This is a genomic window from Brevibacillus sp. MCWH, from assembly GCF_013096935.1.
GTDB classification, from domain to species: domain Bacteria; phylum Bacillota; class Bacilli; order Brevibacillales; family Brevibacillaceae; genus Brevibacillus; species Brevibacillus aydinogluensis.
The window spans coordinates 139,636-165,888 of record NZ_SDLF01000002.1; the positions used below are offsets into that span (position 1 = coordinate 139,636).

General features: G+C 59.3%; 21 protein-coding genes. 3 read left to right on the plus strand and 18 right to left on the minus strand.

Annotation, left to right across the window (positions count from 1 at the left end; translation table 11 throughout):
* Nucleotides 1-6 precede the first annotated feature (6 nt).
* The 12 genes from ETC00_RS02235 to ETC00_RS02290 all read right to left on the minus strand — a co-directional run bounded on the left by ETC00_RS02235 (nt 7) and on the right by ETC00_RS02290 (nt 14,477).
* Complete coding sequence (locus tag ETC00_RS02235; protein ID WP_171564333.1) at nt 7-1,986, minus strand: glycoside hydrolase family 15 protein; 1,980 nt, start codon at nt 1,984-1,986, stop codon at nt 7-9.
* Between the two features lie 58 nt (nt 1,987-2,044).
* Entirely contained in the window at nt 2,045-4,426 is a 2,382-nt protein-coding gene (locus ETC00_RS02240) for a sugar phosphate nucleotidyltransferase (RefSeq protein WP_171564334.1), read from the minus strand.
* Between the two features lie 19 nt (nt 4,427-4,445).
* The gene (locus ETC00_RS02245) at nt 4,446-7,292 is read right to left on the minus strand and encodes a 1,4-alpha-glucan branching protein domain-containing protein (protein WP_171564335.1); all 2,847 of its coding nucleotides are present in this window, start codon (nt 7,290-7,292) and stop codon (nt 4,446-4,448) included.
* A 14-nt stretch (nt 7,293-7,306) separates the two neighbouring features.
* Nucleotides 7,307-7,954: a DUF4912 domain-containing protein gene (locus tag ETC00_RS02250; RefSeq protein ID WP_171564336.1), complete on the minus strand. Its 648-nt coding sequence runs from the start codon at nt 7,952-7,954 to the stop codon at nt 7,307-7,309.
* Nucleotides 7,955-8,216: 262 nt separating this feature from the next.
* A complete protein-coding gene (locus tag ETC00_RS02255; RefSeq protein ID WP_171564337.1) occupies nt 8,217-8,786 on the minus strand; it encodes a manganese catalase family protein in 570 nt (189 codons plus the stop codon).
* A 21-nt stretch (nt 8,787-8,807) separates the two neighbouring features.
* Nucleotides 8,808-9,077: a spore coat protein CotJB gene (locus ETC00_RS02260; protein WP_171564338.1), complete on the minus strand. Its 270-nt coding sequence runs from the start codon at nt 9,075-9,077 to the stop codon at nt 8,808-8,810.
* Complete coding sequence (locus tag ETC00_RS02265; RefSeq protein WP_171564339.1) at nt 9,074-9,298, minus strand: spore coat associated protein CotJA; 225 nt, start codon at nt 9,296-9,298, stop codon at nt 9,074-9,076. The genes ETC00_RS02260 and ETC00_RS02265 overlap by 4 nt, the downstream gene beginning before the upstream one ends.
* A gap of 398 nt (nt 9,299-9,696) precedes the next feature.
* Nucleotides 9,697-10,494, minus strand: a complete 798-nt coding sequence (locus tag ETC00_RS02270) for a DUF4247 domain-containing protein (protein ID WP_171564340.1) — start codon at nt 10,492-10,494, stop codon at nt 9,697-9,699.
* Nucleotides 10,495-10,506: 12 nt separating this feature from the next.
* The gene (locus ETC00_RS02275) at nt 10,507-11,013 is read right to left on the minus strand and encodes a DUF4178 domain-containing protein (protein WP_171564341.1); all 507 of its coding nucleotides are present in this window, start codon (nt 11,011-11,013) and stop codon (nt 10,507-10,509) included.
* Nucleotides 11,014-11,034: 21 nt separating this feature from the next.
* Complete coding sequence (locus tag ETC00_RS02280; protein ID WP_171564342.1) at nt 11,035-11,439, minus strand: DUF350 domain-containing protein; 405 nt, start codon at nt 11,437-11,439, stop codon at nt 11,035-11,037.
* A 79-nt stretch (nt 11,440-11,518) separates the two neighbouring features.
* On the minus strand, nt 11,519-12,184 hold the full coding sequence (locus tag ETC00_RS02285; RefSeq protein WP_171564343.1) for a PspA/IM30 family protein: 666 nt from the start codon (nt 12,182-12,184) through the stop codon (nt 11,519-11,521).
* Between the two features lie 88 nt (nt 12,185-12,272).
* Nucleotides 12,273-14,477 (minus strand): DNA topoisomerase III, encoded by a 2,205-nt coding sequence (locus ETC00_RS02290; protein WP_171564344.1) that lies wholly within the window; start codon nt 14,475-14,477, stop codon nt 12,273-12,275.
* Between the two features lie 200 nt (nt 14,478-14,677).
* On the opposite strand from ETC00_RS02290, the gene ETC00_RS02295 reads away from it, so the two are divergent.
* A complete protein-coding gene (locus ETC00_RS02295; protein WP_171564345.1) occupies nt 14,678-14,773 on the plus strand; it encodes a YjcZ family sporulation protein in 96 nt (31 codons plus the stop codon).
* 189 nt (nt 14,774-14,962) lie between these two features.
* Here ETC00_RS02295 and ETC00_RS20815 read toward each other — a convergent pair whose 3' ends face one another.
* The 4 genes from ETC00_RS20815 to ETC00_RS02310 all read right to left on the minus strand — a co-directional run bounded on the left by ETC00_RS20815 (nt 14,963) and on the right by ETC00_RS02310 (nt 21,994).
* Nucleotides 14,963-15,091 (minus strand): hypothetical protein, encoded by a 129-nt coding sequence (locus ETC00_RS20815; RefSeq protein ID WP_256379846.1) that lies wholly within the window; start codon nt 15,089-15,091, stop codon nt 14,963-14,965.
* A gap of 85 nt (nt 15,092-15,176) precedes the next feature.
* A complete protein-coding gene (locus ETC00_RS02300) occupies nt 15,177-16,805 on the minus strand; it encodes a 2-hydroxyglutaryl-CoA dehydratase (protein WP_171564346.1) in 1,629 nt (542 codons plus the stop codon).
* Nucleotides 16,806-16,828: 23 nt separating this feature from the next.
* Nucleotides 16,829-20,347: a BadF/BadG/BcrA/BcrD ATPase family protein gene (locus ETC00_RS02305; RefSeq protein ID WP_171564347.1), complete on the minus strand. Its 3,519-nt coding sequence runs from the start codon at nt 20,345-20,347 to the stop codon at nt 16,829-16,831.
* A 183-nt stretch (nt 20,348-20,530) separates the two neighbouring features.
* Nucleotides 20,531-21,994 carry an LCP family protein gene (locus tag ETC00_RS02310; RefSeq protein WP_171564348.1) on the minus strand — a complete coding sequence of 488 codons (1,464 nt, stop codon included), beginning with the start codon at nt 21,992-21,994 and terminating at the stop codon, nt 20,531-20,533.
* Between the two features lie 263 nt (nt 21,995-22,257).
* Here ETC00_RS02310 and ETC00_RS02315 point away from each other — a divergent pair, with 263 nt between their 5' ends.
* Both ETC00_RS02315 and ETC00_RS02320 read left to right on the plus strand, forming a co-directional pair.
* Nucleotides 22,258-23,172: an NAD(P)/FAD-dependent oxidoreductase gene (locus ETC00_RS02315; RefSeq protein ID WP_171564349.1), complete on the plus strand. Its 915-nt coding sequence runs from the start codon at nt 22,258-22,260 to the stop codon at nt 23,170-23,172.
* A gap of 43 nt (nt 23,173-23,215) precedes the next feature.
* The gene (locus ETC00_RS02320; RefSeq protein ID WP_171564350.1) at nt 23,216-23,689 is read left to right on the plus strand and encodes an NUDIX domain-containing protein; all 474 of its coding nucleotides are present in this window, start codon (nt 23,216-23,218) and stop codon (nt 23,687-23,689) included.
* Between the two features lie 32 nt (nt 23,690-23,721).
* On the opposite strand, the gene ETC00_RS02325 is transcribed toward ETC00_RS02320, so the two are convergent.
* Nucleotides 23,722-25,119: an MFS transporter gene (locus ETC00_RS02325; RefSeq protein WP_171564351.1), complete on the minus strand. Its 1,398-nt coding sequence runs from the start codon at nt 25,117-25,119 to the stop codon at nt 23,722-23,724.
* Nucleotides 25,120-25,133: 14 nt separating this feature from the next.
* Nucleotides 25,134-26,252, minus strand: coding sequence for a mandelate racemase/muconate lactonizing enzyme family protein (locus ETC00_RS02330; RefSeq protein WP_171564352.1), 1,119 nt, complete (start codon nt 26,250-26,252; stop codon nt 25,134-25,136).
* Nucleotide 26,253 lies beyond the last annotated feature (1 nt).

The window sequence follows — 26,253 nt, forward strand, 5'->3', positions numbered from 1 at the left end:
TGCGATTCACCTCTCCCTTTTTTGCTTCAGCTCGTTTGCTTTGTCCACGTAACGCAGCACCGTGGCGACAAAGGTGGCGTGCGACCAGGTGAGCGGCGCAACGGAGACGGGCTCGCCGGTGTACGGGTCCAACTGCTCCGACAGCACGCCGCTTTCCATCGCGTGCCGCACCACCCAGTCGAGCCGCTTTTTCGCTTCGCCAAGTTCTTCCAGCGATTGCGCTTTCGCAATTTCCCAATCGGCTACCCACAGCGTGCAGATAATCCAGGGGTTCCCCGGCACCCTGGCCGCGTCGTGTGCCTTGCGAAAATACGGATCACCCTGGTACCGGGCGATTCCGCCCACCGGCGTATCCACCCGCAGACTGCGCCTAACCGCCTCCATCGTGCTGACGACCCGGGGATCGTCTGCCGGCATCACGCCCAGGGCAAACAGTCCGTACAGGCTGCTATCCACCGTTTCATCCTTTTCCAGCTTTCCGTCTGACCGCAGGTACCCCCCGCGCAAAAAACGGCCGAGGTCCGGATCGTACAGATGCTGCAACATGGCCGCACGGACGCGCTCCGCCCCTTCGTCATAGCGCTGGAAGCGGTGATCGTCGCCAAACAGTTGGGCAAACCTTGCCGCCGCCTTGAGCCCGGCGTAGACGGTGGCACTGGTAAAGGTAAAGATTCCTCTGCGCTCTTCCCACAGATCGTAGCTGGGGAGGGGGAGGTGCCATTCGGGATGGAGATGGGACAGCAAAAACCGGGCCGCCGGCCTGACCAGTGTGGGATACAGCCGCTGGCAAAATTCAATCTGCTTGCTGCAGCGGTACATCTCCCACAGCGCGTGGAGAACAAGCGCCGTCTCGTCCTCCTGGATGGGAAGCTGGTACTCCCCGTCCCGAACAAACGGGTGCCAGCTCGAACCGACAGACCCGTCTGGATTGTACTTGTGCAGCAGATAGCCGTCCTCCGTCAGCGCGTCACGGCAAAAGCGAAAAAACGGCGCCACCGTCCCGCCGTATCCCGCGCGGACCATCGCGCTGGCGACCAGCGCCCCGTCGCGCGGCCACATGTAACTGTAATGATCGCGGTTGTACTGCAGGATGTCCGAATCGTTGGCGGCCAGAATGGCGCCGTTCTGATCAATCTGTGTTTGGATGATCAACAGGCTCTGTTTGTACAGGCGGATCACCTCAGGCGGCAGGTCAGCAAAGCTTTGCTCCTCCTTGTTCACCCAACGCCGCCAGTAGACGTCCACGCGCGACAGCAGCCGGTCCGCTCCGCTGTCCAGCACGTACTGGTTCAATTCCTTGACCGCCGGGTACGTGTCACCAACGCACATCCAGTAGTACAGCGTCTGCTCCGCCAGCGGCTCCAGCACAAGGCGGAACGAAACGGTGCTGTCCACCGAGCCCTGCGCGATCGTGTTTCCTTCCAGCAGACCGTCCTCTGCGTCCCGCCAGGTTCCTTCCGCGTAATTAAACCGCTTGATGCCCACACTGTACTGAAAAATGCCGCCGTTCTCCGCCGTCCGGCCGTTCACCATGATGTAGACATTGCGCTTGTAATGGTACACGGTGTGAAGCAGGGGATCGTACACGGCCGTATCCCCCACTTCGGTCTCGTTCAAGCTGAAGTCGTGATGAAAAAACAGGCGCACTTCCCGCGTCTCCGCGAAGTGGTTGCGGACACGGACCTGTTTGAGGTAAATCGGGTCGCGCTGATGCACGCCGTCTGCGATGCAGAGCGAAAGCCCCAATTTCTCGTGACGGGCGGTGACATCGGTGACGAGCGACTCGTCGCGATAGCCGAGCCTGCGTTCCCATCCGTCTTCATCCAACCAGGAAAACCGCCCCTGCACCCAGATGCCCAGCTTGCAGTAATGACCGCCCACGTGATTCAGTTGCCCGACATACGGATAGAAGAGATCGCGCATGCGCAGTCTGTCGTCAAAATTGATCAGCAGCTTTCCGTTACCCACCACAAGCGGTCTTGGCATGATGTCACGCCCCTTCCGATCTGAAACTTCACGAGAAGGTTCCCGAAAACAAGGCGCGTTATCGGGACTGGAACTCCGCTATCCTCCGGGCGAACAATGCGGCGAGCGTCGATGCTGATTCCGCTGTCACGCCCTGTGAAATGATATTGACGTGGGAATGTTCTGTATCCGGCAGAATCAGCACCCAGCCGTGGGCGTCGTACACCTTGATGCCGTCCACCAACTCCAGCTGCTGGCCTTTGTGTTCCTCCAACATTTTACGCATCACTTTTCCCTTCCATGCCCACGGACAAAACACCGTCGTTTTGTCCATGTGGCACGCCGGAAGCTGAGCGGTCAACTGGCTGAGCGGCTGTTTTTCCCGTGACAGGTGCGCAAGGATGCAGACCAGGCTGAAAACCGCATCAAACAGCGGATGGAACCGCTCGTCCGGCGACACCTCCATCATCGCGCGCGGCGACAACTTGGTGCGGACCACCTCCACCTGCATCCGCCGGGCCAGCTGCTCCATCTCTTCCGGCGCGCTGACCGGCAGGCCGATCTGCCGTCGCTGCCCCCGGCAGGCGAGGAGCTGCAGCGCCATAAGTTGTTCCGGTGTCAGGCGTTCCCCCGTGTCCGTGAACAGCTCGAACTGCTCGCCGTTTTTGTGCAGGCGGACAGCCAGATCGACACCGTGCCTGCCGACCCCTTCTGCGACGGCGCCGTACACGGCGGTCACACCCAGCGCGCCAAACAGCGGAGCCAGAAACGCCGGCAGGAAGCGGGGCTCGCACTCGATTAGCAGGTTGAATCCCCGGCGCCGAATCAGTGCCGCGTCGATCTGCTCCAATAGTTCACGCGTGTAGGTTTCCTGCACCTGGTGTTCCACGTGCAGATAACCCAGGTGGTGCAGCGAACGGACATACGTCTCCTGCCAGCAGGCATTTTCAATTTTCCGCTCCCAATCGCGGGAGACCGGCAGCCCCAGCTGGTCGACGAACTGGATCACTACTTGCTTCTCCTCAGCCGATTCGTCCATGTGGATGTGAATCCCGCCCTGGCAGTGAAACTGTCGGACGGCGTACCGGTTTACCGGCGCGATGCTGATGCCGATGTCGATCGTGTCAATTCCGGACGAGCAGAGACTGGTCATGACGCTGTGCTTGAGCAGTTGGGCAAACGGGTGGGCGCAGGCGGACAGGGCGATTTTGCTGCCCGGCTTGAGCAGGTAGGCGTATGCGGCAGCCAGCCGGGTTACGAACTCCGGCGTAATCTCCACATTTGCCAGCCCTTTGATGCCATTGCCGCCGAACAGGCGTTTTGACTGCTTGGTTCCGTAAATGAGCGACGTGTGTACGTTGGCGCATTCCTCAATTTCCTTGTGGGGCCAGACCTTGACCCCGTCTTTTACCACCGCCTTGGCACCGATCCGGCAGCGGTCGCCGATGACCGCGCCCTCGCCCAGCAGGACACACGGTCCGACGCTCACGTTGCGGCCCAGAATAGCGCCTGTCAGTTCCGCCCGCTGGCCGATATAGGAGTTTTCCCACAAAATCGACTGCCCCAGCCTGGTCCCGGCGCAAATGACCGAATGACTGCCCAGCACGGAGTAGGCACCGACCGACACACCCGCTTGCAAATGGACGTTTTCCCCGATGTACACGGGCCCTTCCAGCCGCACGGACGAATCAATCCGCACGTGGTTTTCGAGAAAGATCCGGGGGGCAATCTCTCGCGCGTCAATCTCCACCCGCACCCGTCCGTCCAGCATGTCAGCCTGCGTCTGCCGATACACGTCCAGGGACCCGATGTCCGACCAGTAGCCCTCCGCGATGTGGCCGAACAGCGGCAGACCCGCGTCCAAAAAGGCGGGAAACAGCTCTTTGCTGAAATCCACTTCTCTGTCTTCTTCTATGTAAGAAAGCACCTCAGGTTCGAAGACGTACATGCCTGTGTTGACCGTATCACTGAACACTTCGGCCCAGCTGGGCTTTTCCAGGAACCGGGTGATTCGTCCGCTCTCGTCCGTCATGACGACGCCGAATTCCAGCGGCGTCTCCACTCTGGTCAGGATCAGCGTGGCCAATGCGCCGTTTCGCTCGTGAAAACGGACAGCCTCTGTCAAATCGATGTCCGTCAAGGTGTCTCCGCTGATCACCAGGAACCGGTCATCCAGGAATTCAGCGCAGTTTTTGACGCTGCCCGCCGTGCCCAATGGCGTCGCTTCTTCGAAATAGGTAAGCGAGACGCCAAAGCGTGATCCGTCGCCAAAGTAGCTGCGGATGGCATCGGGAAGGTACTGCAGCGTGACCGCGATGTCCGTAATGCCATGGCGTTTCAGCAGGTGGATCGTGTATTCCATGCAGGGACGGTTTAACAACGGCACCATCGGTTTGGGCGTATGGACCGTCAACGGGCGCAGGCGGGTTCCCTTGCCGCCGGCCATGATCACTGCTTTCATCAACCGTTCCTCCTCTCGGTCAGATCGAAGTTGCCCAGGCTGAACCCAATGAACGATACAAATCCATCGTCTGAAGCGCCAACCGGTTCCAGTCGTATTGACACAGGATGTCCTCACGCGCCGTGCGGACCAGCCGCTCGCGTTCATCGGGGCAGTGCAGGAGCCAGCACAACTGATCAGCAAGCGAATTGGCGTTGCCGGTGTAAAAGGTGAGCCCGTTTTCGCCGTGGCGGACGATTTCCCGCAAGCCTCCCGTGTCGGCCACAATCACCGGTGTCCCCAGCGCCATGGCTTCCAGCGCCACGATGCCGAACGGCTCGTACAAGCTGGGAAAAACGGCTGCCGCTGCCATTCGGAAGAGCAGATTGCGGCGGTCGTCGTCGACAAAGCCGAGAAATCGGACGCGAGACGCCAGCCCCCGCTGCTCCGCCATCTGCCGCCACTCTTCCAGCATGGGCCCTTTTCCCGCCAGAACGAAGACGGCTTCCGGGTGTTCGTGCAATACGCGGGGGGCGGCCTCCAACAGCAGGTGCACCCCTTTTTCCCGCACCATCCGGCCGACAAAGAAGATGACCGGTCCCGTCCCCAGCCCCAGTTCCTCCCGCACGACACGCATGCACTCTGCTTCATCCGCAGTCGCGGCCGGCGGGCATGCGACGCCGTTGGGGATCACGGCGATACACTCATGCGGTACGCCAAACAGCCTGTTCACCTCCCCGGCCATGTAGCGGCTGCACACGATGAGGCGGTCGGATGCGGTGGAGAGAAGCTGTTCGCGCTCGTGAATCCGCTGCTGCAGCGGGGTGTGAATCCCTTGATGACGGCCGTGTTCCAGCGCGTGGATCGTCGTCACCAACGGCCGTTCCCAACGCTGTTTCAGCTCCAGCGCTGCCCATCCGACCATCCAGTCGTGCGCGTGGATGAGATCGGGCCGAAATCCCTGCCGCACCAATCGTTCCGCCGCGTCTGTCATCGCCAGGTTGAGCTGAAATACCCAGTCGAGAAAATCGCTCTGCTCTCCCGGGACGTAGGTGTTGAGCCAATGGACGCACACCCCGTTTACCAGCTCCGAGTGCGCTGCCGTACCCGGTGAGGCTGTCAATACGTGCACCTCTGCGTGCTGCCTTGCCAGATGGCAGGCCAGGTCGTACACGGCCCGGCCCAGTCCGCCGACGACGCGGGGCGGAAACTCCCAGCTCAACATCAGCACCCGAAGCCCTTCCTGACGCTCACTGCCGGCGGCCACATACTGACGCGATACGTTCACTCTATGCGAACTTATCGGCAAATAGTACCGCAGGTCCAGATCGGGGAAAAGCGGATACGCCTGCTCTCTTGCGGCCAGTCGCTCGGGATCAATCGTCCCCGCCTCAATCTGCTCCACCAGCTCGCGAAAGCAGGTGAGATGGTCGTGAGTGCGGCGGACGGCGTAATCAACCACGGTTTGTCCGTCCATGATAAAAGCCCAGTCACTGCTTTGCGCCAGCATCAGCTCCCGGGCCGCCTGCTGCAGTCCGCGCCGCAACAGCGGACGTGCCTCATGATCGTCATGGGTCTTTTCCACCAGTTCGATCAGGTCCCGTTCAGCCTGGTGCAGGTGGCGGTAAATCCAGCTGTTTCGCTCGTTGAGCCAGACTTCGCCGTAGCCGTTTCGCCCCCAGGACGACATCGGCAGACGCCCCCGGTCAATCTGGGGGCAGGCGTCCATGTAGGCGGAGGGCGTGGTCAGACTGATCACATGTGAATCGCAGGCAGCCTTCCGCAGCAGAAAATCGAGAAACTGCGGCCCTTCGTACCACCAGTGGCCGAACAGTTCGGCGTCGTACGTGGCCGTAATCAGCGCAGGGCGATCCAGCCATTCGGCCGCCTGCACCACCTGTGCCTCCCGACTGGCGAGGAAATGACCGGCGTGAACGTCCGCCTTCTCCCTCGCCCGGTCGGGATCGTAAATGGCTTTTGGCTCATCCCGCCCGGTGATCCGGTGGTACTTGAGTCCTGTATGTACGCGGAATCCCTGGGGATGAACGTACGGAGCGATGTACGCCCAGTCCAGATCAAACCCGATGTCCCGGTAATATTCCCGGTAATCGTAATCTCCGGGATAGCCGGTGACAGAGCTCCATACCTGACGCGACGCTTCTTCATCGCGTGGAAAGGCGGCTACGTCGTACGGGGTCAACAGCGGCGCAAACAGCCCCCGCCGCGGATGAGGAGTGGCGTGGCGAACCGTGTGGCTGTCGGTGAAAAAGTAGCGGATGCCCGCCTCTTTCAGCAGGCGGTCCAGCCCCGGGGTATAGCCGCACTCGGGCAGCCAGATTCCCGCGGGACGGCGGCCGAGAATACGCTCATGCGTATCAATCCCTACCATAAGCTGGGCGCGGATTGCCTCTTCCGTCTCTACAAAGGGGAGAAACGCGTGAGTCGCGGCGCACGTAATCAGCTCCACGCAGCCGCTCTCCTGCAGCCGTTTCAAAGCGGATACAAGCGCATAATCCCACTTGCGGCAGTACTGGGCGATTTCCCGAAAGCGCTGCAGATACATTTTGGCGACGCGGTGCTCCTCCGGGCTGCCGCTCGTCCGCTTGCATTCCTTTCCGGCCAACTCGACCGTTTTGGCGAGATGGCGCCGGAATCTCTCACGGATCAACGGATCGTCAAGCATGGACAGCAGCGGAGGTGAAACGGCCAGCGTGATGCGAAACGGGATGCCGTCCGCGAGCAGCTTTTCAAACACCAGCAACAGCGGAATGTACGATTCGAGCATAGCCTCGTACACCCAGCGCTCTTCCAGGCGATCATCCCGCTCGCCATCCCGCACGTAAGGCATATGGGCATGCAGCACGAGGGAGAGATAACCGTTTGACACCACAGACACCTCGCTCATTTTGACGTTTTGGGATAGAGGGAATAGGAAGAAAAGTTCTCAAACCAGGCTGGTACGCGCGTGTCGGTGGCTGGCTCCACCAGCGGCTCGCCCCATGCGGCAGGGTAATTGCGCGGTGTCGCTGCCGGTTCCGAGCGCAGGATCGGGTAGAAGCGCTCGCGGTGGAACAGACCAAAGTCGGCGATGTACGTTCTCCCCGGCTGGACGTCATGCACAAACCAGGAGTGGGCGTCATGTGACACGGTCACGTCCAGGTGGCAATGCGCGTTGGTGCCGTCAAACAAGCGGTCGGTCACGTCGTAGAGACGGAGCCCCTTGTCGATCTGCCGGTAGTCTGCCTGCAGGTAGGATGCGACCATCCGCATGCGCGGCCAGGTGATCTCCCAATAGACAAACAGCACCGTCGGCCCCTGCACCATCAGTTTGACCACATCCCTCCCGTAAAACGGCGGCAGCCGCCACCCGTCGTCCGGTTTGTTCTTTGGCGGGACAGCATTCCGGCTGCTGGAGTCAGGTTCGGCCGCCGAACGCGATCTGCCCTTCTGCAGCCGGTATTTCACCTGGCCCACGGTCAGCCCGCATTCTTTGGCGATTTGCGCGATGGTCATGGACTGCGAGCGAAGCTGTAAGATTCGTTCCAACATCGTTGAACGCTCCTTTCTGCCGGTATCCTCCAAGCACGAGACTGGCGGAGGCGACGGGTCTTTTGCCAACAATGCCATCATAGCCAAAACCGCCCATCAAAGACTGTCGAACAGTGTGTGCACATCCTTTCTTCTTTTGTCGAGTTTCCGACAGTTTTTCGTCATGAGAACTGACGTACTGCAGGATGGCGAAAGACCCGTTGACCTTTCGGGAAATCAGGGCAAGAAAAAAACCACCTGTACAGGTGGATCAGACAGTAAATCAGAAAAATTTCTTTCGTCCCTGCTCTTCTTTCAACAGTTCCACTGCTTCACGAAATCTCAGCGAGTGGACGATCTCCCGTTCGCGGAGGAATTTGAGGCCGTCCTTCAGGTCGGGATCGTCCGTCATGTCAATCAGCCATTGATAGGTGGCTCTCGCTTTTTCCTCGGCGGCAATATCTTCGTACAGGTCGGCGATCGGGTCGCCTTTGGCCTGGATGTACGCCGCCGTCCAGGGGACGCCGGCGGCATTGTTGTAAAACAGCGCCCTGTCGTGATTTACGTAGTGGGGGGAGAGGCCGGCTTCCTCCAACTGCTCGATCGTGGCGTCTTTCGTCAACTTATACACCATGGTGGCAATCATTTCCAGGTGCGCAAACTCTTCTGTCCCGATATCCGTCAACAGACCGATCACCTTGTCAGGGATGGTGTACCGCTGGTTCAGGTAGCGGAGCGCCGCCGCCAGCTCCCCATCGGCGCCGCCATACTGCTCGATCAGGAGTTTCGCCATACGCGGATCGCATTTGCTCACGCGTACGGGGTACTGCAGTTTTTTCTCATAAATCCACACGTTTGATTCTCCTCCTCATCCTCATACCTGCCACGGCCACGGCGTTTCGGGCCACTGCCAGGGATATCCGGAATAGCTGTGTCCGAATTGCAAAAGCGGTCCGTAATGAGCCTCAAACTCGCACGCCACCTGCCAGCGTCTGGCGGAGTACTCGTTGAACTGCTGGACCGCATTCATGTCGTCTCGGTGAGTGTTCAGGTACAGCGACAACTCCACCAGCACGAAATCGAGCGCCTGCAGCTCATGCAGAAGCTGGTAGTAGCGTTCGTCCACTTGTTTGCGATCGCTCACTTCCGCTCCCTCCCTTTTCGATCCCGTCCCTCGTACGGACTGTACAATGCCGGCCAGAGCACGCCGTGGCGCAGCGCTTCGTGAGCAGAAAACTGCGGCAGTCCGGGGGGCTGAAAATTCATGAACAGGTTGGGGGGGACCACATAGGTTTTCACCCGGATCGGCGGACACGGGTCAAAGGGGCTGACGTACGGATAATACACTCTCGTCTGCGAATCCAACGAAGGTGACCTCCTTGCTAGGTGATTGACTAACCAGTATCACTGTATGACACTCACCTACCTGCGGTGTTGGGCGGTCGCCCGTTTGTGTGGCATAAGAAAAACCCGCTGTGCTCAGCGGGTTACAGTGTGTAGAAAATGACCATTGCGAGGAGAACACGTTTCCGTCAGCCGCTCCGTGCTCGCCCAACAGAGAAACACATACTGCTCGCTCCGCATTGATTTGCGGGGGATCGCCAAAGCCGCATGGCTACGCAGACTGTTCAACGGTGGCGATCCTTTTTCCCGCAAATCGCTGCTCCGCTCGGCAGGGCTCACAAGTCGCTCTGCCTGGAAACGTGCTTCTCCTTCGATGCAATCGGGTTGGCTTCAGTCGGAAACCCGCTGTTTTCAGCGGGTTATCGTCGTTTGGTGATACGGCCGAAGCCACCAACCTTCGTGCGCGGAGGCGATTTGCTTCGCGGCGGGGAGAAGATTGAGGATTTTTTTGTGGATGTCGAATTGGAGATGGTCGTCTTCTTGTCAGACTTGCGGATAATCCGCCCGACCTGCCCGGATGGCGCTGTGGACGGTTCCGTCTTTTTTTTGATGATGCTGCCGTCCGCACCGACTCCGGAACTCCGATCGGCAGGCTTGTCGCTGCGCTTGATGATGCTCCCCGTTCCCTGCTTGGTGACAGGAGGAGCCGCCTTTTTTTCCTGCTGGGTGGGGACCCGGTACGTCCCTCCTGGTTTGTAGATGTCTCTTGTGGTATACCCTCGATACGAACCGGTGGCATGTTTGTGCGCATCGAAGAGGTCATCCAGCAGGCTGGCGATGATGAACCCCTCCAGAAACGACGGATCGTAATTTTGCCGGACAAACTCCTTGCTGTCCACTTCGATGAGCGTGTCCGAAGGCTTCTCTTGATCCTGCTGCAGGTGGTACCATTCATCCGGATAGATGAGAAACATGTGTTTCTCGTCTTCTTTTGAGATTTCGTCCGGCTCTCGCTGCTCTGCCAGTTCGCGGGCCACTTCCGGCACCGTTTTGTTTTCGGCGCGGTAGACGCGGGAATACTGCCCGTCGTCCTTGGAGATCACCGATTCCAGCGGATAGTCCAATTCGGCCGACGGTTTCCCGCAGCCAGCCAGGGACAAGAGCAAGAGCGCTGGCACCAACAAGATCGCGACCGCTCGAAACAACCGCTGTGCCATCCTCATCCCTCCCTACGTTCCGCGCAAGACCTGCACGTCAGCCGAGAGGACAAACTCTCCCTCGTACAGCATGAAACGGCCGTCCTGCCATTCGATCCGCAGCAGATGGCGCTGGTCGGATTGAAACTGCCAGATGTGCTGCTCGCCTGACGAAGAAAACGGGGTTTTGCCCTGGGCCGTCACGTGACCGCTGTAGTGTTCCTCCAGGTGGTAGTAGACCCCGTCCATTTCGATCGTGGTCGGGACTCCATCGTCAAAATCCAGCCGGCCGTCAATGGCGCTGTAGAGCTGATACACCACCTGTTCCCGCTCTTCGATATAGAGATAGCGAATCTGCTGGCCGTCCTGCAGGGTCAGCATCACAGCGTTTCGACTGACGTTTTGAATCCTGCCCGTCACCTGATAGGTGACCAGGGAAACCTCCACCACATCTCCCGGCCCAACAGTGAGGATGCTGCGCTCTGCGGGCAGCGGCTCATGCTTGGCAAAGAGACCGTGGATTCGCTTGAACAAACTCATGGATGCCCTCCTTTCCCCGCACTACAGACAAGCGGCCAAAATCAAAGCGCCGACGATGTGGAAAGAGCCGGCCAACAATGCGTACGCGACTTTCCCCTGCCGCGTTCCCTCGTCCAGATCAAACGACGCAGCCATTTTCAACAGCCGTTCGACAATCCATTCCAGCATGAACAAAATGACAAATGAAACCACAGACACCAACAGGGCAATAAACAGATCGTTGGAAGTGGCAATCGACCGGGACAAGATATAGCCCTGGGCAAACAGCTTCATGACGAAACGGGTCGTTACCGCCACGTTCCCGTTCTTCATTTCCGTAATGTCCTTGTATTTGGTGAACAAACTGTCCACCCACATGAGCACAAACAAGAGAATGGCGCCGGCCCCGGTCCACACCAGCATGGCCAGCACTTCAAACCACGACAAAGTCCATCCCTCCACAGCGTCAAAATTTACTTGCGGCAGTTCGCGGAATCAGAGAAAAAGGGGAACCGCCTGGAGCGGTTTACCCCTCGTATTTTTTCATCAGGGCCGCCAGTTCGTCTTCAATTTCCTGATCACGGTTCAATTTGGCGATTTCCTCGTCCAGCGATGTTTCTTTTTTGTACACGTCGCCGCTGGCCTCCGCTTCCGCTTCGAGCTGCAGCGCCTTCTCCTCCATGCGCTTCAACCCCGCCATCGCCGTATTTGCGTCGAACCCGGACATCGCCTTGTTGATGTTTTTCTGGGCCTTGGCGGCGTTGACGCGGGCGACCAGAGTCTCCCGTTTGTGTTTCAGCTCGTTGATCTGCTTGCGCATTTCCGCCAGCTTTTCGCGCAGGTTGTCAGCCGCCTGTTTATTCTGCTCGTAGCTTGCCTTGTACTCCTCCATCTTTTGCTGGGCCGCTTTCTTTTCTTCCAACGCGCGTCGGGCGAGATCGACGTTCTTCGCCTGCGCGGCCAGATGGGCCTGCTCGTCGCGTTTCTTGACGAGGGCTTCCTGCTCCTCGTACAGCAGCTTGAATTTTTTCTCCAGGGCAATTTGGGCAGCGACAGCTTTTTCCGCTTCTTCCAGATCGGCCTGCATGTCGCGCAGATACTGGTCTGTCATTTTAACGGGGTCTTCCGCTTTTTCAATCAGAGCATACAGATTGGCCATGGTCAGGTCTCGCAGACGTTTGAAAAACGACATGACATTTTTCCTCCTTGCATAAGAATGTCAACGCAGCTGCAACTGCGCCTCTCTAACACGTATCTACGAAAAAAGAGGGGCCTCGGTTTCAACCGGACTCCTTTCGTTTGCGCATGCTGCCCTTGCGCTCTGCCTCGCCGCCAGCATTCTGCTGCAAACGCACCTTTTGCTCCCGGTCGTCCCACAGCAGGTAGGCGTCGAAACGCTCTTCGCCCTTTTGAAATCCTTTGATGAGATTGCTTCTGCCCGACTCCATCAGCCGTTTGACGTTGGCGGCGGAAATTTTCTTGCCCAAAATGGTCTTGGACAGCGTCACGCCGCAGCCGGTCTTGCGGTAGTTGGCACAGCCGTAAAAATCCCCCTTGTCCACCAGATCGCCGCCGCAGGCGCGGCAGGCGGCCACCTTTTTGCCCAGGCTGAACCGGGAGGACTGCCTCGGCATCGCCGCCACGTCGTATCCGTCCAAATTCCAGCTTTGCGACTGTTCCACCGCATCCTGCACGATCTTGCTGGACAGTTTTTTCACCTGCTCCATGAACGCCTGCGGCGAGGCCAATCCCTGCCCGATCTCCGCCAGACGCTGCTCCCACCGGGCGGTCATTTCCGGCGAGGCCAGGATCTTGTCACCGATCAGATCGATCAAAAGCATACCCTTGGGGGTGGCGTACACCTGGTTCCGCTTGACCTCGATGTACTTTCGCTGTTTCAGTGTGGCGATGATGGCGGCGCGGGTCGCTTCGGTGCCCAGCCCTTCCGTCTTCATCAGCACCTTCTCCAGCTCTTCGTTGTCCAGATGCTTGCCCGCCGTCTTCATCAGCGTGATCAGCTGACCTTCGGTGTAGCGCTTGGGCGGCTGCGTCCTGCTCTCCTTGACGCTTGCTTTGCACACCCGCCCCTCTTCTCCCTCGGCCAGCGGCGGCAGCACCGGTTCGTCCTCTTCCTTCTCCTCGTCGAACAGCACCGACCGCCATCCGGCCCTGAGCTGCACCTTTCCCTTGCTGACAAATGCAGCCCGGCCGTCCACCAGCGTGACCACCGTCGTGTAATCAAACAGCGCGCTCTCATAATGGGCGGCGATCAGCCGGCGGGCCACCAGGTCGTAGATTTTCCGCTCGTCGTCCCCCAGCTTGGCCACGGTGGGCACCTGCTCCGTCGGGATAATCGCGTAGTGGTCCGTTACCTTTTTTTGGTTGACGTAGCGTCGATCTTGGGCGATCGAGGACTTCGGCGCGGGAAAAAAGCCGCGGTACTCCGGCTGTCTGGCCAGCCTGGCAAGGATATCCGGGAACGCCCGCGCCTCCTCGGCCGTCACAAAGGCGGAATCAGAGCGCGGATAGGAGAGATATCCCTTGACGTACAGCTTTTGCGCCACGTCCAGCGTCTTTTGCGGCGAAAACTTGTACAGCTTGTTGGCGGCCGCCTGGAGGGAAGAGAGGTTGAACAGGTACGGGGGCAGGAATTCTTTCCGCTCCGTCTTCACCTCCGACACGCGTACCGGTTTATCACGGCAAAACGCGGCGATCCGCTCCGCCAGCTCGGGGTCGTTGATCCGCGATTGCCCGTCCTTCTGCCAGACGCCTTCATACCGTTTGCCGCACACGTCGAAGGTGGCCTTTACTTCCCAGAACGGCTCCGGCCGAAACGAGGCGATTTCCTTTTCCCGCTTTACCACCAGCGCCAGGGTCGGGGTCTGTACCCGGCCGGCGGAAAACACATCGCTGATTCCTTTTTTCTTTAGCAGGATGGTGTACACGCGGGAGGCGTTCATGCCCACCAGCCAGTCGGCGCAGGCCCGGCTGTACGCCTCGTGGTACAGATTGCGCGTCTGCTCCTCCTCCAATAGCGATGCGAAGCCGGCGACGACAGCCCGCTCCGTCAGCGACGAGATCCACAGCCGCTTCATCGGCTTGCGAACCCCGCTCATCTCCACGATCGTCCGGACGATCAGCTCCCCTTCCCGTCCGGCGTCGCCCGCGTGAATGATCTCGTTTACGTCAGGCCGCCTGAGCAGCTGCTTGATAATCCCGAACTGTTTGGCCTTGCCCTTTATCACCTGATGGCGAAACGATTCCGGGATGATCGGCAGCGTCTCCACCGCCCACTTTTTCCAGGCAGGGTTGTACGCTTCCGGCGGCACCAGCTCACACACGTGACCTACCGCCCACGTGATGTAGGCCCCCCGGGGAAACAGCTGGTTTGGCTGAATTTCCACATAGCCCTGCTTCTTTTTATGCGCAAACGGACTGGCCAACTTGATCGCCTGGTCCGGTTTTTCGGCAATGATGACTTTCATGCGTGGCATTCTCCCCATCCGTCTGGAAACATTTGTTCTGACTTCTATTGTACTACAAGTCCGCGGACCTGTCCCGGCTTGTCCATCCGTTGTCCAAACGGGGGGATTTCCTCGTCGGTGCGTCCAGCATTGGGCGAGCGTACAGGCAAAACCCACTGCGCACACATACAGTATGATAGTCGCGGAAAGGAGGGGTAGTGATGAGCAGTATCTTCAACGGTTGCGGATTTGACGAATTCAGCCTCGTGCTCGTGCTGTTTATCCTGTTGGTCATCGTCGGCTGCAGTTGTGAATAACGGAAACAAAGCAAAAGCAGAAAGATCCATGCAAGGGGAGAATTCGGGGGCATTCTCCCCTTGCATGCACTCCGCTATGGCTGGTGAGAAAACGCCGCCGACGGTCGATGGTACACATCTCTCCTCATGTATCCACAAGCACCAGATACCTGTACGCCTTGGCATGCTCGCTGCGAGCGATGGGGTGTCTCATTTCTTCTTGTCGTTCAATTCCACCACGTAGCCGATCAATTGAAGGACAGCCCCGATCAGCGACAATACCTGCCCGATCAACTGCAGTTCCTGAGTGGGCGTCGGGCGATTTTCTTTTTCCTTCATGTCTTCTCCCCCGGTATCGTTTTTCATCAGGATATGCAAAAAACGCGCTTTCCGCTGCTTGGCGAAAAAACGCGTTTTTTTCGTGCTAGACGCTGTGCATCTCCTCTTTGCTGCTCCGAACGGACAGCCAGGGAAAGCGGCGCAGGCTGTAGACGGCGTTGGCCGCCGTACAGGCTACCCGGTGCCGACTGGTCTTCAACGGATGGGCAAAGGCCGGGCGGTCTGCCAGGTTCCGCAGCCTCTCCAATGTGATCCCCTGCTGCGCCAGAGCTTCCTCGAATTCTTTCTGGGCGGCTTGCTTTGCTTTGAACAGCATCATCTGCACCCTGCTGTAGACGTTGATCGCGCCGTCTCCTGTCGTCTCGATCGGGAGGAAAATGGCATCCGGGTACTTTTCCGTGATCAGCGACTGCACGCCGTCCGATACCCCGGAAGACGGCATGCAGCCGAACGGCTTGACGGAGATCGTCATGTTCACTTTCCGCTTGACCACGTTCAGGATCAGCTTGCCCACTTCCATGTGGCCTTCGCCGCCGCGCAGGTGGTTGTTGTAATGCTGATGCGCAACCCGGGCCACCTCATCCATGTCCGGCAGATGGTAGCCGGACAAGCCCAACAGCTTTGCGTAGCTGTAAAACATCAAGCGGAGAACGCGGTCGGCCGCCCACAGCATGCGCAGGCGCATGACCGGATTTTTGCCGGCAAGGCCGTAGCGGCCGCCGTCCTCGCCGCGCAGCCTCATGCGCTTCAGCGTGTCGTAGCGCCCTTCCCAGATCAGGTAGAGAATCCAGGCAGTCAGCAATTGCACGTCTACCTCGGCCCCTTCCTTTTCCAGAAAGCGCTGCAGTTGATAGTTGCCGTCGCCCTCCGTCGTCATCGCCCAAAACTCGCCGATCACGCTCACCTTGGGTTTGGCCTGCGTCCGGTCCACCCTGATCGCCTGCAGCTCCCTGCGGCATGCCAGCAGGGCGGGAATCAGCCATTTGCGCTGGCGCAAGGCCTCGTACAGTCGATGTTTGCAGCGCTCGAGCGCGGCATCGGTGGCGCCCGGTTCCACTTCGTAGGGACGGATGCGATAGCCGATGGCATTCAGAATGTCGCCCAACAGGACTGCTTTCAAGAAACTGAGGAAGAACGCGGTGTCCAGCTTGAGGGCGGAGTCGCTGCCGGTCGCCTGCTTCAGCCCGCTCTGCTGCTGAAACAGGAGCACGCGGAAGCCGTCAAACCCGGCATCGCGCAGCGCCTTGCGATACTCCGTCACATACGTGCCGAAGCGGCAGGGCCCGCACGAACCGCTGGTGATGAACAGGTAGTTTGCGACGATCTCCTCTTTTGATTTGCCCTCCACGTCCCGCAGATACGTCAAATACTTGATCAGGTTGCCCACGGTAAAATACGTCGGATTGCACTGGCCGCGGTTGCCGAACTCCTTGCCGTACCGAAGCGACTCGTTGTCGGGACAATCCAGGTGCTTTACGTTGTAGCCCAGCCCGGAGAGCGCCCCTTCGATCAGGTAGTCGTGGGCCATGGTCAGTCCGCCGAAAAGGATGGTGGTGCTGGCCTTGTCCTTGGCCAAAAACTGGCGGGGAACCGGATCAAACCACTGCTGCCGACTGGCTGTCAATCCCAGCGCCTGCATCTGCTCTTCCTGATAACGGCGCAATTCATCGGCAATCGCGTTTTCGTTCCCGGAAATTTCTGTGGTGGTTGACATACCTTTTCGCCCCTTTCAGATGGTCATAACGGGATCGATTCGCTGCCCGTCTGCGCAAACCCGGTCGATTCCATCACAGCCGTCCGTTCCTGCGTGTCGAGGCCAAGCAGTTCCCGCCGCTTCTGTTCGATGCGCTTTTGCAGCTCCGCTTTTTTCGCGGCCAGATCCTGCAGCCGCTCCTCGTGCAGACTCAGGCTGTGGGCATAGGTTTTCACACGAATGTTGATCGAGCCGCTCGGCTTGTTGGCGTCGATGTCGTGCAAGGCGGAATAAGGCGTTCCTGCCGTCGAGATGATCTTGTCGATCAGCCCGTAGGTCGGTGCGTCATGACCGCACTTGAAACTGGACAGATCAAGCACCGCAACGTTGGGATGGCGGGCGGCAAACTTGGCTGCCCACACCTTTTGCACGCTGTTGGAACTGAAGTTTTCCGGCCAGACATCCGTCACCTCCAGTGCGTGCTCCACGCGCCCGCTCTCGATGTCGTCGCGGAAAAAACGCCGCAGCCACTGCTCGTCCTTGGGGATGGAGCGCATCGAAAGGATGGGGTAGCCCAACACCTGAAACTCTTCCAGCACGCCGTGATTGAGACCGGGATCGGAGTGGTACGGCCGCCCGATCATCAGGATGGCCAGACGGTTTTCCGCTTCCACCTGCTCCAGGATCGCCTTTCCCCGCTCCTGCATTTCGGCGTCAAAGAGGTCCATCGCCCGCCATCCCTGCTCCACGGCAAAATCGCTCTCGTCCTCGGTGATCTGCAGCACGTCTCGAAACGCCTCGAACAACTGCTTTTTCATCATGTGCCGCTCCGTAAAGGTGACGGCCGGGTCGAGGTAGGTGACACCTCTCGTCGCAAAGAAGTCAATCTCTTTCGTAAAGGCCGCTTTAATCACATTGGGCGCCCCGGCGACAATGGGACAGCTCGCGGAATCCATCACGTTCTGCAAGTGGGTCGGAATGTGGGTGATGCACGGGAATACGATGCAGTCCAGCGGCTTCCGCTCGTGATGCTTGAACAGCAGATTGTGGATGTGCGCCTGGGCCACCTTCGACGGGTAGCACGGGTCGATCGAACCGTACTTGCCGCCCTCCAGCCACATCTCTTCGCTGGTGTAGTCGCTGAATACGATGTTGTTCTTGTCGATGCCAAGTGTTTCAAAATAGGTGCGCCAAAACGGAGCCGTCGACCAGATGTTGAGCACCCGCGGAATTCCGATGCGCATCCGGCTACGCCGCTCTGCCGCCTCTGCCGAGGAGCGCTGAAAATGGCGCGTATACACCTTTCTGCGCACGCCCCCCAGACCCAGCCACCTGCGCGTGACGCGCACGTCGTTCACCGTCTCGTCCGCTGTCGGCATCGGTTCCGGATCGTAGAAATGCTGGAACATGCGGGTCGCTTCGTATTCCACCAGGTTGGGATAGTGTTTTTTCAGTTCCTGCCGCTGCTTGGTCAGGCGAATGACCGCCTCCTTGTCTTCCACCGTTCCCTTTTCGCAGCTAAAGCCGGAGATGTAGCGGGCCGTCTGTCCGTCCGGCGTCTTTGCGTCAATAAAGGTTCGGCTGCAGTGGTTGGGACAGAAGGTACAGCGGGTGGATTCGTCGTTGCGGGTGATGTACGAAAGCCCAATCGCAGCATCCAGCCCCAGGAAGGTGGAATACCCCCGACGCTTGACGACGCGCAGGGTCTCCATCGCGGCGCCGATCGCGCCTGCTTCACCAGGATGGGGATGCACGTACACCTTGGCGTCGGGAACCCGCTCCCTGATGTAATCGACCTGCGCTTTGACCGCTGCCAGGTTGTACTGCGTGCCGCCCTGGAGGACAAAGGTGCGGCCCAGTTCGGCCATGCGCGGGATCTGCACGACGTACTGCCAGACGTTTTTCGGCAGGACCAGGGCAAGGCCGGCCAGCAGTTCTTCCTTGGAATACCCTTCCTTTTGAAAATTGACCCGGTCGGCATCGAGGAACACCGCACAGCCGTAGGAAAACTTGGGGGTGAGTTCCGCCTTGAAGGCCGTTTCCGCATACTCCTGGATGGGAATGCCGAACTGGTCGGCCATCGCCTGCAGCAGCATGCCATTGCCCGCCGAGCATTGGTTGGACAGCCGGAAGTTGCGGATGTCGCCGTTTTTCAAAAAGAGCACTTTGATGTCCTGGCCGCCAATGTCGCAAATCACGTCGACATCCCCGAACTGGTGAACGGCGCTCATCATGTGGGCGACCGTCTCCACGATGTTGACGTCCGCCCTGAGCGTCTTCTCCAGCACGTCCGCCGCGTACCCGGTGGCGCCAAAGCCGATGATCTCCAGCTCCGCTCCTTCGCCTGTCACCTTGTCGCGAATCCGCCGCAGCATCTCTTTGGTGTCTTCGAGCGGGTTGCCCTTGGACAGTTGGTACTCTTTCAGCAAAATGGCGCCGCTCTCGTCAACGAGCACCGCTTTGGACGACGTCGATCCTCCGTCCAGCCCGATCACCGCCCTCACCTTTTGCCCAGGCGAGAAGCTGGCGGGCGTAAACGGCGGGATGCTGTACGTGCGGCGGAATTCTTCCAGCTCGCTGACACTGCGCACGAGCGGCGGGCCGGCATTTTCACCCAGTTTGGCTTTGCGTCCGTGGGCGATGAAGGCTTTCAGCGCTTCGATCCCTTTGTAGGCGCCCACCTCGGCCTGCTCGTGCAGTCCGTACATGACGGCGCCGTATGCGGCGTAGTACTGGGAGTTTTCCGGCACAAAAATCAGCTCTTCGACGGGGACGTCCCGGGGGTACTGGTATCCCCGCTCTTCCCACGTCTGCGGAATGCGCTTGCGCCAGCACTCCTGCAAAAACGGCAGGTACGTATTGGGGCCGCCCAACAGCAGCACCCGGTGCCTGAGCGTGTTTCCCCGCGTAAGTACGGACAGGTTTTGCATGACGATGGCGTCCGCCAGCGAACACATGATTTCCGCCGCCGGGATGCCGCTCTTCACCAGGTTGACGATGTCCGTCTCTGCAAACACGCCGCATTTGGCGGCCACGTGGTGCAGCTTGGAATCGTCGAAATGCAGCCGGCCCACCTCCTCCATCGGCATGCCCACCTTGATCATGCATTTGTCGATGGTGGCACCCGTCCCGGAGGCGCACTTGTCATTCATCGAGGTGATCGCCTGCTTGTCCCCCGTCTCTTCGTTTACCTTGAAGATGATGATTTTCGCGTCCTGCCCGCCCAGTTCGATCACACTGCCGACGTCAGGATGAAGCTGTTCCACTGCCATGGTTACGGCGTTTACTTCCTGGACAAACTTGGCGCCGACGTGTTCCGCAATCGGGCCGGCCCCGGAGCCGGTCATAAAGATGCGAATGTTTTCACGCCGGACATGGGCAAACTGATTGCCGATCGCCACCAGGAATTCCAGCACTTTTTCCGCCTGCTTGGTATGATGGCGCTGATAGTCTGACCAGAGAATCTCCCTGGTGTCGGGATCGACCACGGTAGCTTTGACGGTAGTCGAGCCGACGTCGACACCAATAATGAGAGAGTCTTGCCCTGCAGCTTCCTTTGCCATCAAAACCACACCTTTCTCCAATAACATCCATATAGGTAGCGTGGCAAAGTTGGATGTAATCTATTCATCATGGATATAGGGGAAAAGAGATGGGCCAACAAAAAACCCCTCCTCGGCACTTCGAGGAGGGGGTGCGGGCAGCCAGCCTGTTTGGCAGGTTGCCGCATGTCGTTTTCTCATCTGTTAGTGTATAACCGCACCGCTGCCCTCTTCTTTGCCGGCTGCCCCGGCAGGAAGCGGATCAAAAGAGGGTGGAGCAATGATGTCGGGCGGCGGAAGATTGGCGGGCGGCTGCTCGGCTTCGGGGCTGGTGCTTGGCGGCGGAGACGATTGCTGTCCGCCCGTTCCGCCCGAAGCGGGAATGTCCGCTGGGGAGTTGTCCGTTCTCCCTTTTCCGGCCGACACGTCACCGGAATCAGCCGGTTTGGACTTGCCGCCGTTGAGTGCCGGCGTGGAACCGGCAGCCGATTGGCCGGTTTTCCCTGCCTGTTTGGAAGCTCCCGTCTTCCCGTTTCCAGCCGTCTGTTTGCTTGGCGCTGTCGTCTTTTTTTGTTCCGCGCGTGCGTACTCGGCAACGGCCGCCTCGCTCAAGGTTGCGCCTGATGTGACCTTCATGGCGCTTTGCAGGGCGGAGCGGACCTGATCCATCTTCTCTTTGGGCCACAGCGTGTACAGGAGGCGGGAATCCCACACGGCGCCATTGTCCAGCGAAACGATCCGCTCCGAGGAAAAGCTGGTGAAATCGAGGGCCAATCCGGTGATCTGCTCTTTGGACAGATCGGTTTTGATGTGCTGGCCCGCTGTCTCCAGAATGGCGAACGCGTTCCTGAGGCCATTCATCGACGTCACTTTGTCGGCCACCGCCCTGATCACTTCCTGCTGCCGCCGGTTGCGGTCAAAATCGCTGGAGTCGTAAGCGTGTCCCCGCCGGTCCACACGGTGGCGGACAAAGCCGAGAGCCTGCTCGCCGTTCAGCACCTGCCGTCCCTTTTTCAGACGCTTGTAGACGCCCCCTTGGGGCAGTTCATAGACGAGGTCGCGGTCGACCGTCACCTCTACCCCGCCCAGCTTGTCAATCACTGCGGTGAAGCCTTCAAAGTCAAACAGGACGTAATGCTGCACCGGGATGCCCATCATCGCTTCGACCGTTTTTTTCAACAGCGAGACGCCGTTTTCGGTCACCGGCTCACCTCGCTGCTCTGCGCGAATCCGCACGCTTTCCCCGGCGGCAAACACGCTGTTGATCTTGTGGTAACCCGGGTAGCCCGGCATCTGGACGCGGGTGTCGCGCGGCAGAGAGACCATCGTCACCCGCTGCGCATCGGGATCGACGACGGTCAGAATCAGCACGTCGGTGTTTAACATGCCCCCCAATTTCCGGGTGTCGGTCCCGATAATCAGCACGGAAAGCGGCTTCTTTTTCTCGTACGCCTGCTGCGTTGCAGGCTCGTCCGGCAGCTTGTACGGGTCATTCGTAATCGTCCCCAGGGTTTCGTTGATCCGGGTGAAGCTGTAGGCGGCTCCGGCTGCCAGCATACACAGAATCAGACAGCCCGCCAGCAGCAGACGCATTCCCCATGTCCGCCGTCTCCGTCTGGCGCGGCGCCCCTTTTGTGCAGGAGCAGTCGCTTCATCCGTCTTCCGCATGCGTCGTCAACTCCTCAATCCCATTGTACGTGGCGTTTGGCTCAACGATTCTACCTTTTCTGGAAAAAATATGTATAATTCTATCACAATTTTGTCTGGCTTTGTAGAATGATGATAGGTTCCCAAAATGGGATCAGGTGCCGGCCTGTTCCGTCCGGAAGGCCCGCCCTCCAGAACGCACTTGCGCTCCCCACAGGAAAACGGTAGTCTAAAATTATCCAAGATAGAAACCGGAACGATCACGGGAAGCGGAGGGGCTGAGTGTGGAACACGTACAGGTGCTGATCGCCGGCGGCGGCATCGCCGGGTTGTCTGCTGCCATCTGGTGTGAACGGCTCGGATTGTCCTGTGTCCTGGTGGAAAAAAACGATCGGCTCGGCGGGCAGCTTTCGGACATCCACAACCAAATTTGGGACTTTCCACCGCGTGTATACCCGGATGGCGCGGCCTTGCTGGACGAACTGCTCGCCCATCGATCAATTCGCGCACTCCGTCCCCGCCTTGGGGAAGCGCTCCGCTCGATCGATCTCGACAAGCACCTGGTCCATACCGACAAGACCGTGTACCTGGCCGACTACCTGATTATCGCGACGGGCGTGCGCCCCAATCGGATTCCCGCCCTCGTCGGCTGTTCGCGGGTGCTGCAGCCGTGGTTCTCCACCACCTCGCAGGGAACCGCTGTCGCCGGCCAGGATGTCGCGGTGATCGGAGGCGGTGATCGGGCGGTGGAAAGCGCCTGCAACCTCCTGCCACACGTCCGCAGCCTCTACCTCCTCGTCCGCAGCGATCGGCTGCGAGCCCGTCCGCAGTGGGTGGAGCGCCTTCGCCCTCACCCTTCTCTCCACGTGCTGTGGGAGACAGTGGTGAGCGACTGCCGGGAGCAAAATGGCAAAGCCGTGCTCACCCTGGACTCCCCCCGCTCCGACACGCCGCAAACGCTCGTCGTCGATTGGGTCCTGCCGCGAATCGGCGTGCGCGGGAACAGCGAGGGGTTGGGACAACTGCCTGCCTTGGAAGGCGGGTATCTGCAGACCGACGTCAACCTGCGGGTGGGTGCTGATTGGATCTACGCCATCGGTGACATCACCAACGGCGCCGCTTATGCCAGCCTGTCGCTCGCCGTCGGCCAGGCGATGAAAGCGGTCAAGCACATTTCACTTCAGGTCCCGTCGCTGTAGCCGATCGCGTCTAGTGACCATCCGGACAAAAGGAGCCGTGATCATGTACTCGTTCGTCGATAATTTTGGCCTGCCGGTGACGCTCACGTTTGACCCGGCCGTCTACCGAAACCGGCGTGCCCTGCATGTACTGGTTTTTCCGTTCTGGCAGGGCCGGCTGGTTTTTACCCGCCACCGCACGCGGGGCATCGAGCTGCCCGGAGGCAAGGTGGAGCCGGGTGAGTCCAGTCTGGCTGCCGCGATCCGGGAAACCTACGAGGAAACCGGTGCCACGCTGGAGGCGATCGAGCGCATCGGCCAGTACACCGTCAACCACAATCTGGTCAAGGATATCTACGTTGCCCGCGTGCTGGACCTGGAAACGGAGCCGCCCGGTGCCGACGTTGCTGAACGGGTGTTGTTCGAACATATACCGCTCCAGGTACGGAATGATCCCCGCTTCAGCCGCTATCTGTACGACGATGTATACCCGCTGGCGCTGGAGCGGGCACGCCGCCATCCGTTTGCGACAACGTGACAGGCATCCCCCAACCGTGGGCGATGCCTGTTTTAGTTTTTGCCTTTTTCCTTTTTCCCGCTCAACAGATGGTTGACCAGATCGTTTGGGTCAAACCCCATCCTGCGCACCGCTTCTGCCCGCTGTCTCTCCTCCTCGCTCTCCGCCTGGATTCCCAGGATCTCCGCCGCCTGACGCATTGCTTCCATGTCTTTTTCCTGCTTGTCTTCCGCTTTTGCCTGTTGGCCGGAAGCCTCCTGGGAAGCTGCCTGCTGCGGTTTTAGAAAGAACAGCGCGACCACCGCAAACAAGGCGGTTATGCCGGCAATGGAGTAAAACATCACGTTGCGGGAAATGCCCAACAGCCAGGTAAACACCGGCGGTCCCACAGCTACGCCGATAAACCGGACGCCGCTGTACAGCGACGTGATCATGCCCCGTTCCGCCTTTTTCACGGCCCCGACGATCATGCTGTTGAGACAGGGCAGGATCATGCCTGTTCCGACACTGCCGATCACCAGCACCCCGATCAACAGGTACACCCCTTGTACGAAACTGGCGATCACGTAGGAGGCGGCCAAAAGAAACATCCCGACGATCACGAACAGGCGCATCAGGCGCAGCTTTTTTTTGATGATCAGGCCGGTCAGGTATGCGACGATGCTCATGACCAGCAGCGGGATGGCCAGGAAACCGCCCTTCAGCACGCCGTCGATCTTGAACGTCTCTTCCAGCAGATCGGACAGGTAAAACAGCACGCCAAACAGTGTGAACAGGCAGATGCTGCCGATAAAGAACGCCGGCACCAGCCAACGTCCGTGCTGCCGAAACACCTGTCCGATGGATCGGAGATACTGGCCGACCTGCACCGGCTGTTTCTCCTGCTTGTTTTCCCGGGTACAAAACAAAAACAGCAGCACGATCACTCCGCAGATGATCGGAAACGCGAGAAACACCATGTACCAGGTAATCATGGCCAACAGCGCGCCGATAATCGGACTGAGCACCTTGCCCAAGCCGTTGGATGTCTCCATCAAGCCCAGCGCCCGGCTTTCCGCCGCCCCGTTAAACAAGTCGCCCACCATGGCCAGCGCAATCGGGGCAGTCCCGGCAGCACCGATCCCCTGCAGGACCCGTCCAGTCATGATGATCCCGTACGGCTTGTCCAACCAGAGCGCCGCCAATCCAGCCAACAGACCGCCCGCCCCGTACAGAATCAGAGACAGGGTCACGACGATTTTGCGTCCAAACCGGTCGGACAGATAGCCCGCCAGCGGAATGACGACGCCCGCCGCGATGGAAAACGCGGTAATCACCAGGCTCGTCTGCAAGCCCGTCAGCTGCAGCTTGGCTTTCATCGTGGGCAGGACGGGGATCAACATCGAGTTTCCCAACACCATGACAAGCGGAATGCCCACCAGTCCTATCAGGTTTTTCGTGTTCTGTGCCATACCGTACACCCTCGTCACGCGTATGCGCTGCCATCCCAGCACAACGCTTTGATAATCTGCCAATCCGGCTGGACGCCGATGCCCGCTCCTCGCGGCAGGGTCACCTGTCCATTGACCGGAGCTATTGGAAAAATGCAGGTAAACGGATTGTCCATGACGTCCCACTCCACCGGTTCAATCGGGTCGGCGTCCATTTTGCTCCACGCCGGGAGACACGCCTGCGCGTATATCGCGTACAGCCGCGTTAGCGATCCGTCAAACACGTGCGGAGAGACGCGGTGTCCAAACTGCCGCCCCATCTGCAGCATGAAGCGAAAGCTGTCCACCCCGGTCGCATGCATCGGATCGGGCTGGATGATATCAAGCGCTCCCTGTTTCAACAGCGGCACGTACTGGTAGCAGTGGATCAGATTTTCGCCCCCGGCCAGCGGAATTGACAACGCCTGCCGCAATTTGGCGTACTCTTCCGTCCGCTCCATCGGCATCGGCTCTTCCAGCCACATCCAGTTTTCATAACGGGAAAAGACATGCTCCCACTGTCGGGCAGCAGCCAGATCGTAACTTTGGTTGGCGTCTACCGCCACCTGGACGTCTGCGGGCAGCGATGCCATCAGCCGCTCGATGTGACGGCGGTCCTCCTGCCAGGAACGGCCGCCGATCTTCACCTTGATGCGGCGAAATCCGGCCTGCACCTGTCGTTCCACCAGCCGGACGGAATGCTCCGCCCAATCAGGACGCTCGCTGTAGGATTGAAAGGACGCGTACACCGGGATGCTGGTGTGGTACGCCCCGCCCCACAGCTCGCAGACGGATAAACCGGCCAGCTTGGCAGTAATCTCGGTCAGGGCCATGCTGACGGCCGCTGCCGAGCGCTGATGCCATTTGCTGATCACTTCCACCAGGCGCAGGCGGTCCGTCACCCGTTTGCCGATGAGGTACGGGATGATGCGCTCGCGAAATCCCTTGTCCAGCGTCGGCAGCCAGTCTACCGCTTCTCCCCATCCGTCTGCCCCGGAGGTCGTGACGATGCGGATCAGGTAACAGGCGCGGTACTTCTTGTAGCCGTTGGCGTCGCCGTACGGCTGCGTCAACCGATAGAGCAGCGGGTAGGTCTCCACGCGTTCGATCTGCATC

Coding starts and splice junctions, on each gene's coding strand:
- ETC00_RS02235 (WP_171564333.1), bottom strand. CDS start 1,986: ATGCCAAGACCGCTTGTGGTGGGTAACGGAAAGCTGCTGATCAATTTT.
- ETC00_RS02240 (WP_171564334.1), bottom strand. CDS start 4,426: ATGAAAGCAGTGATCATGGCCGGCGGCAAGGGAACCCGCCTGCGCCCG.
- ETC00_RS02250 (WP_171564336.1), bottom strand. CDS start 7,954: ATGTTGGAACGAATCTTACAGCTTCGCTCGCAGTCCATGACCATCGCG.
- ETC00_RS02270 (WP_171564340.1), bottom strand. CDS start 10,494: ATGGCACAGCGGTTGTTTCGAGCGGTCGCGATCTTGTTGGTGCCAGCG.
- ETC00_RS02275 (WP_171564341.1), bottom strand. CDS start 11,013: ATGAGTTTGTTCAAGCGAATCCACGGTCTCTTTGCCAAGCATGAGCCG.
- ETC00_RS02285 (WP_171564343.1), bottom strand. CDS start 12,184: ATGTCGTTTTTCAAACGTCTGCGAGACCTGACCATGGCCAATCTGTAT.
- ETC00_RS02290 (WP_171564344.1), bottom strand. CDS start 14,477: ATGAAAGTCATCATTGCCGAAAAACCGGACCAGGCGATCAAGTTGGCC.
- ETC00_RS02295 (WP_171564345.1), top strand. CDS start 14,678: ATGAGCAGTATCTTCAACGGTTGCGGATTTGACGAATTCAGCCTCGTG.
- ETC00_RS20815 (WP_256379846.1), bottom strand. CDS start 15,091: ATGAAGGAAAAAGAAAATCGCCCGACGCCCACTCAGGAACTGCAGTTG.
- ETC00_RS02300 (WP_171564346.1), bottom strand. CDS start 16,805: ATGTCAACCACCACAGAAATTTCCGGGAACGAAAACGCGATTGCCGAT.
- ETC00_RS02305 (WP_171564347.1), bottom strand. CDS start 20,347: ATGGCAAAGGAAGCTGCAGGGCAAGACTCTCTCATTATTGGTGTCGAC.
- ETC00_RS02310 (WP_171564348.1), bottom strand. CDS start 21,994: ATGCGGAAGACGGATGAAGCGACTGCTCCTGCACAAAAGGGGCGCCGC.
- ETC00_RS02320 (WP_171564350.1), top strand. CDS start 23,216: ATGTACTCGTTCGTCGATAATTTTGGCCTGCCGGTGACGCTCACGTTT.
- ETC00_RS02325 (WP_171564351.1), bottom strand. CDS start 25,119: ATGGCACAGAACACGAAAAACCTGATAGGACTGGTGGGCATTCCGCTT.
- ETC00_RS02330 (WP_171564352.1), bottom strand. CDS start 26,252: ATGCAGATCGAACGCGTGGAGACCTACCCGCTGCTCTATCGGTTGACG.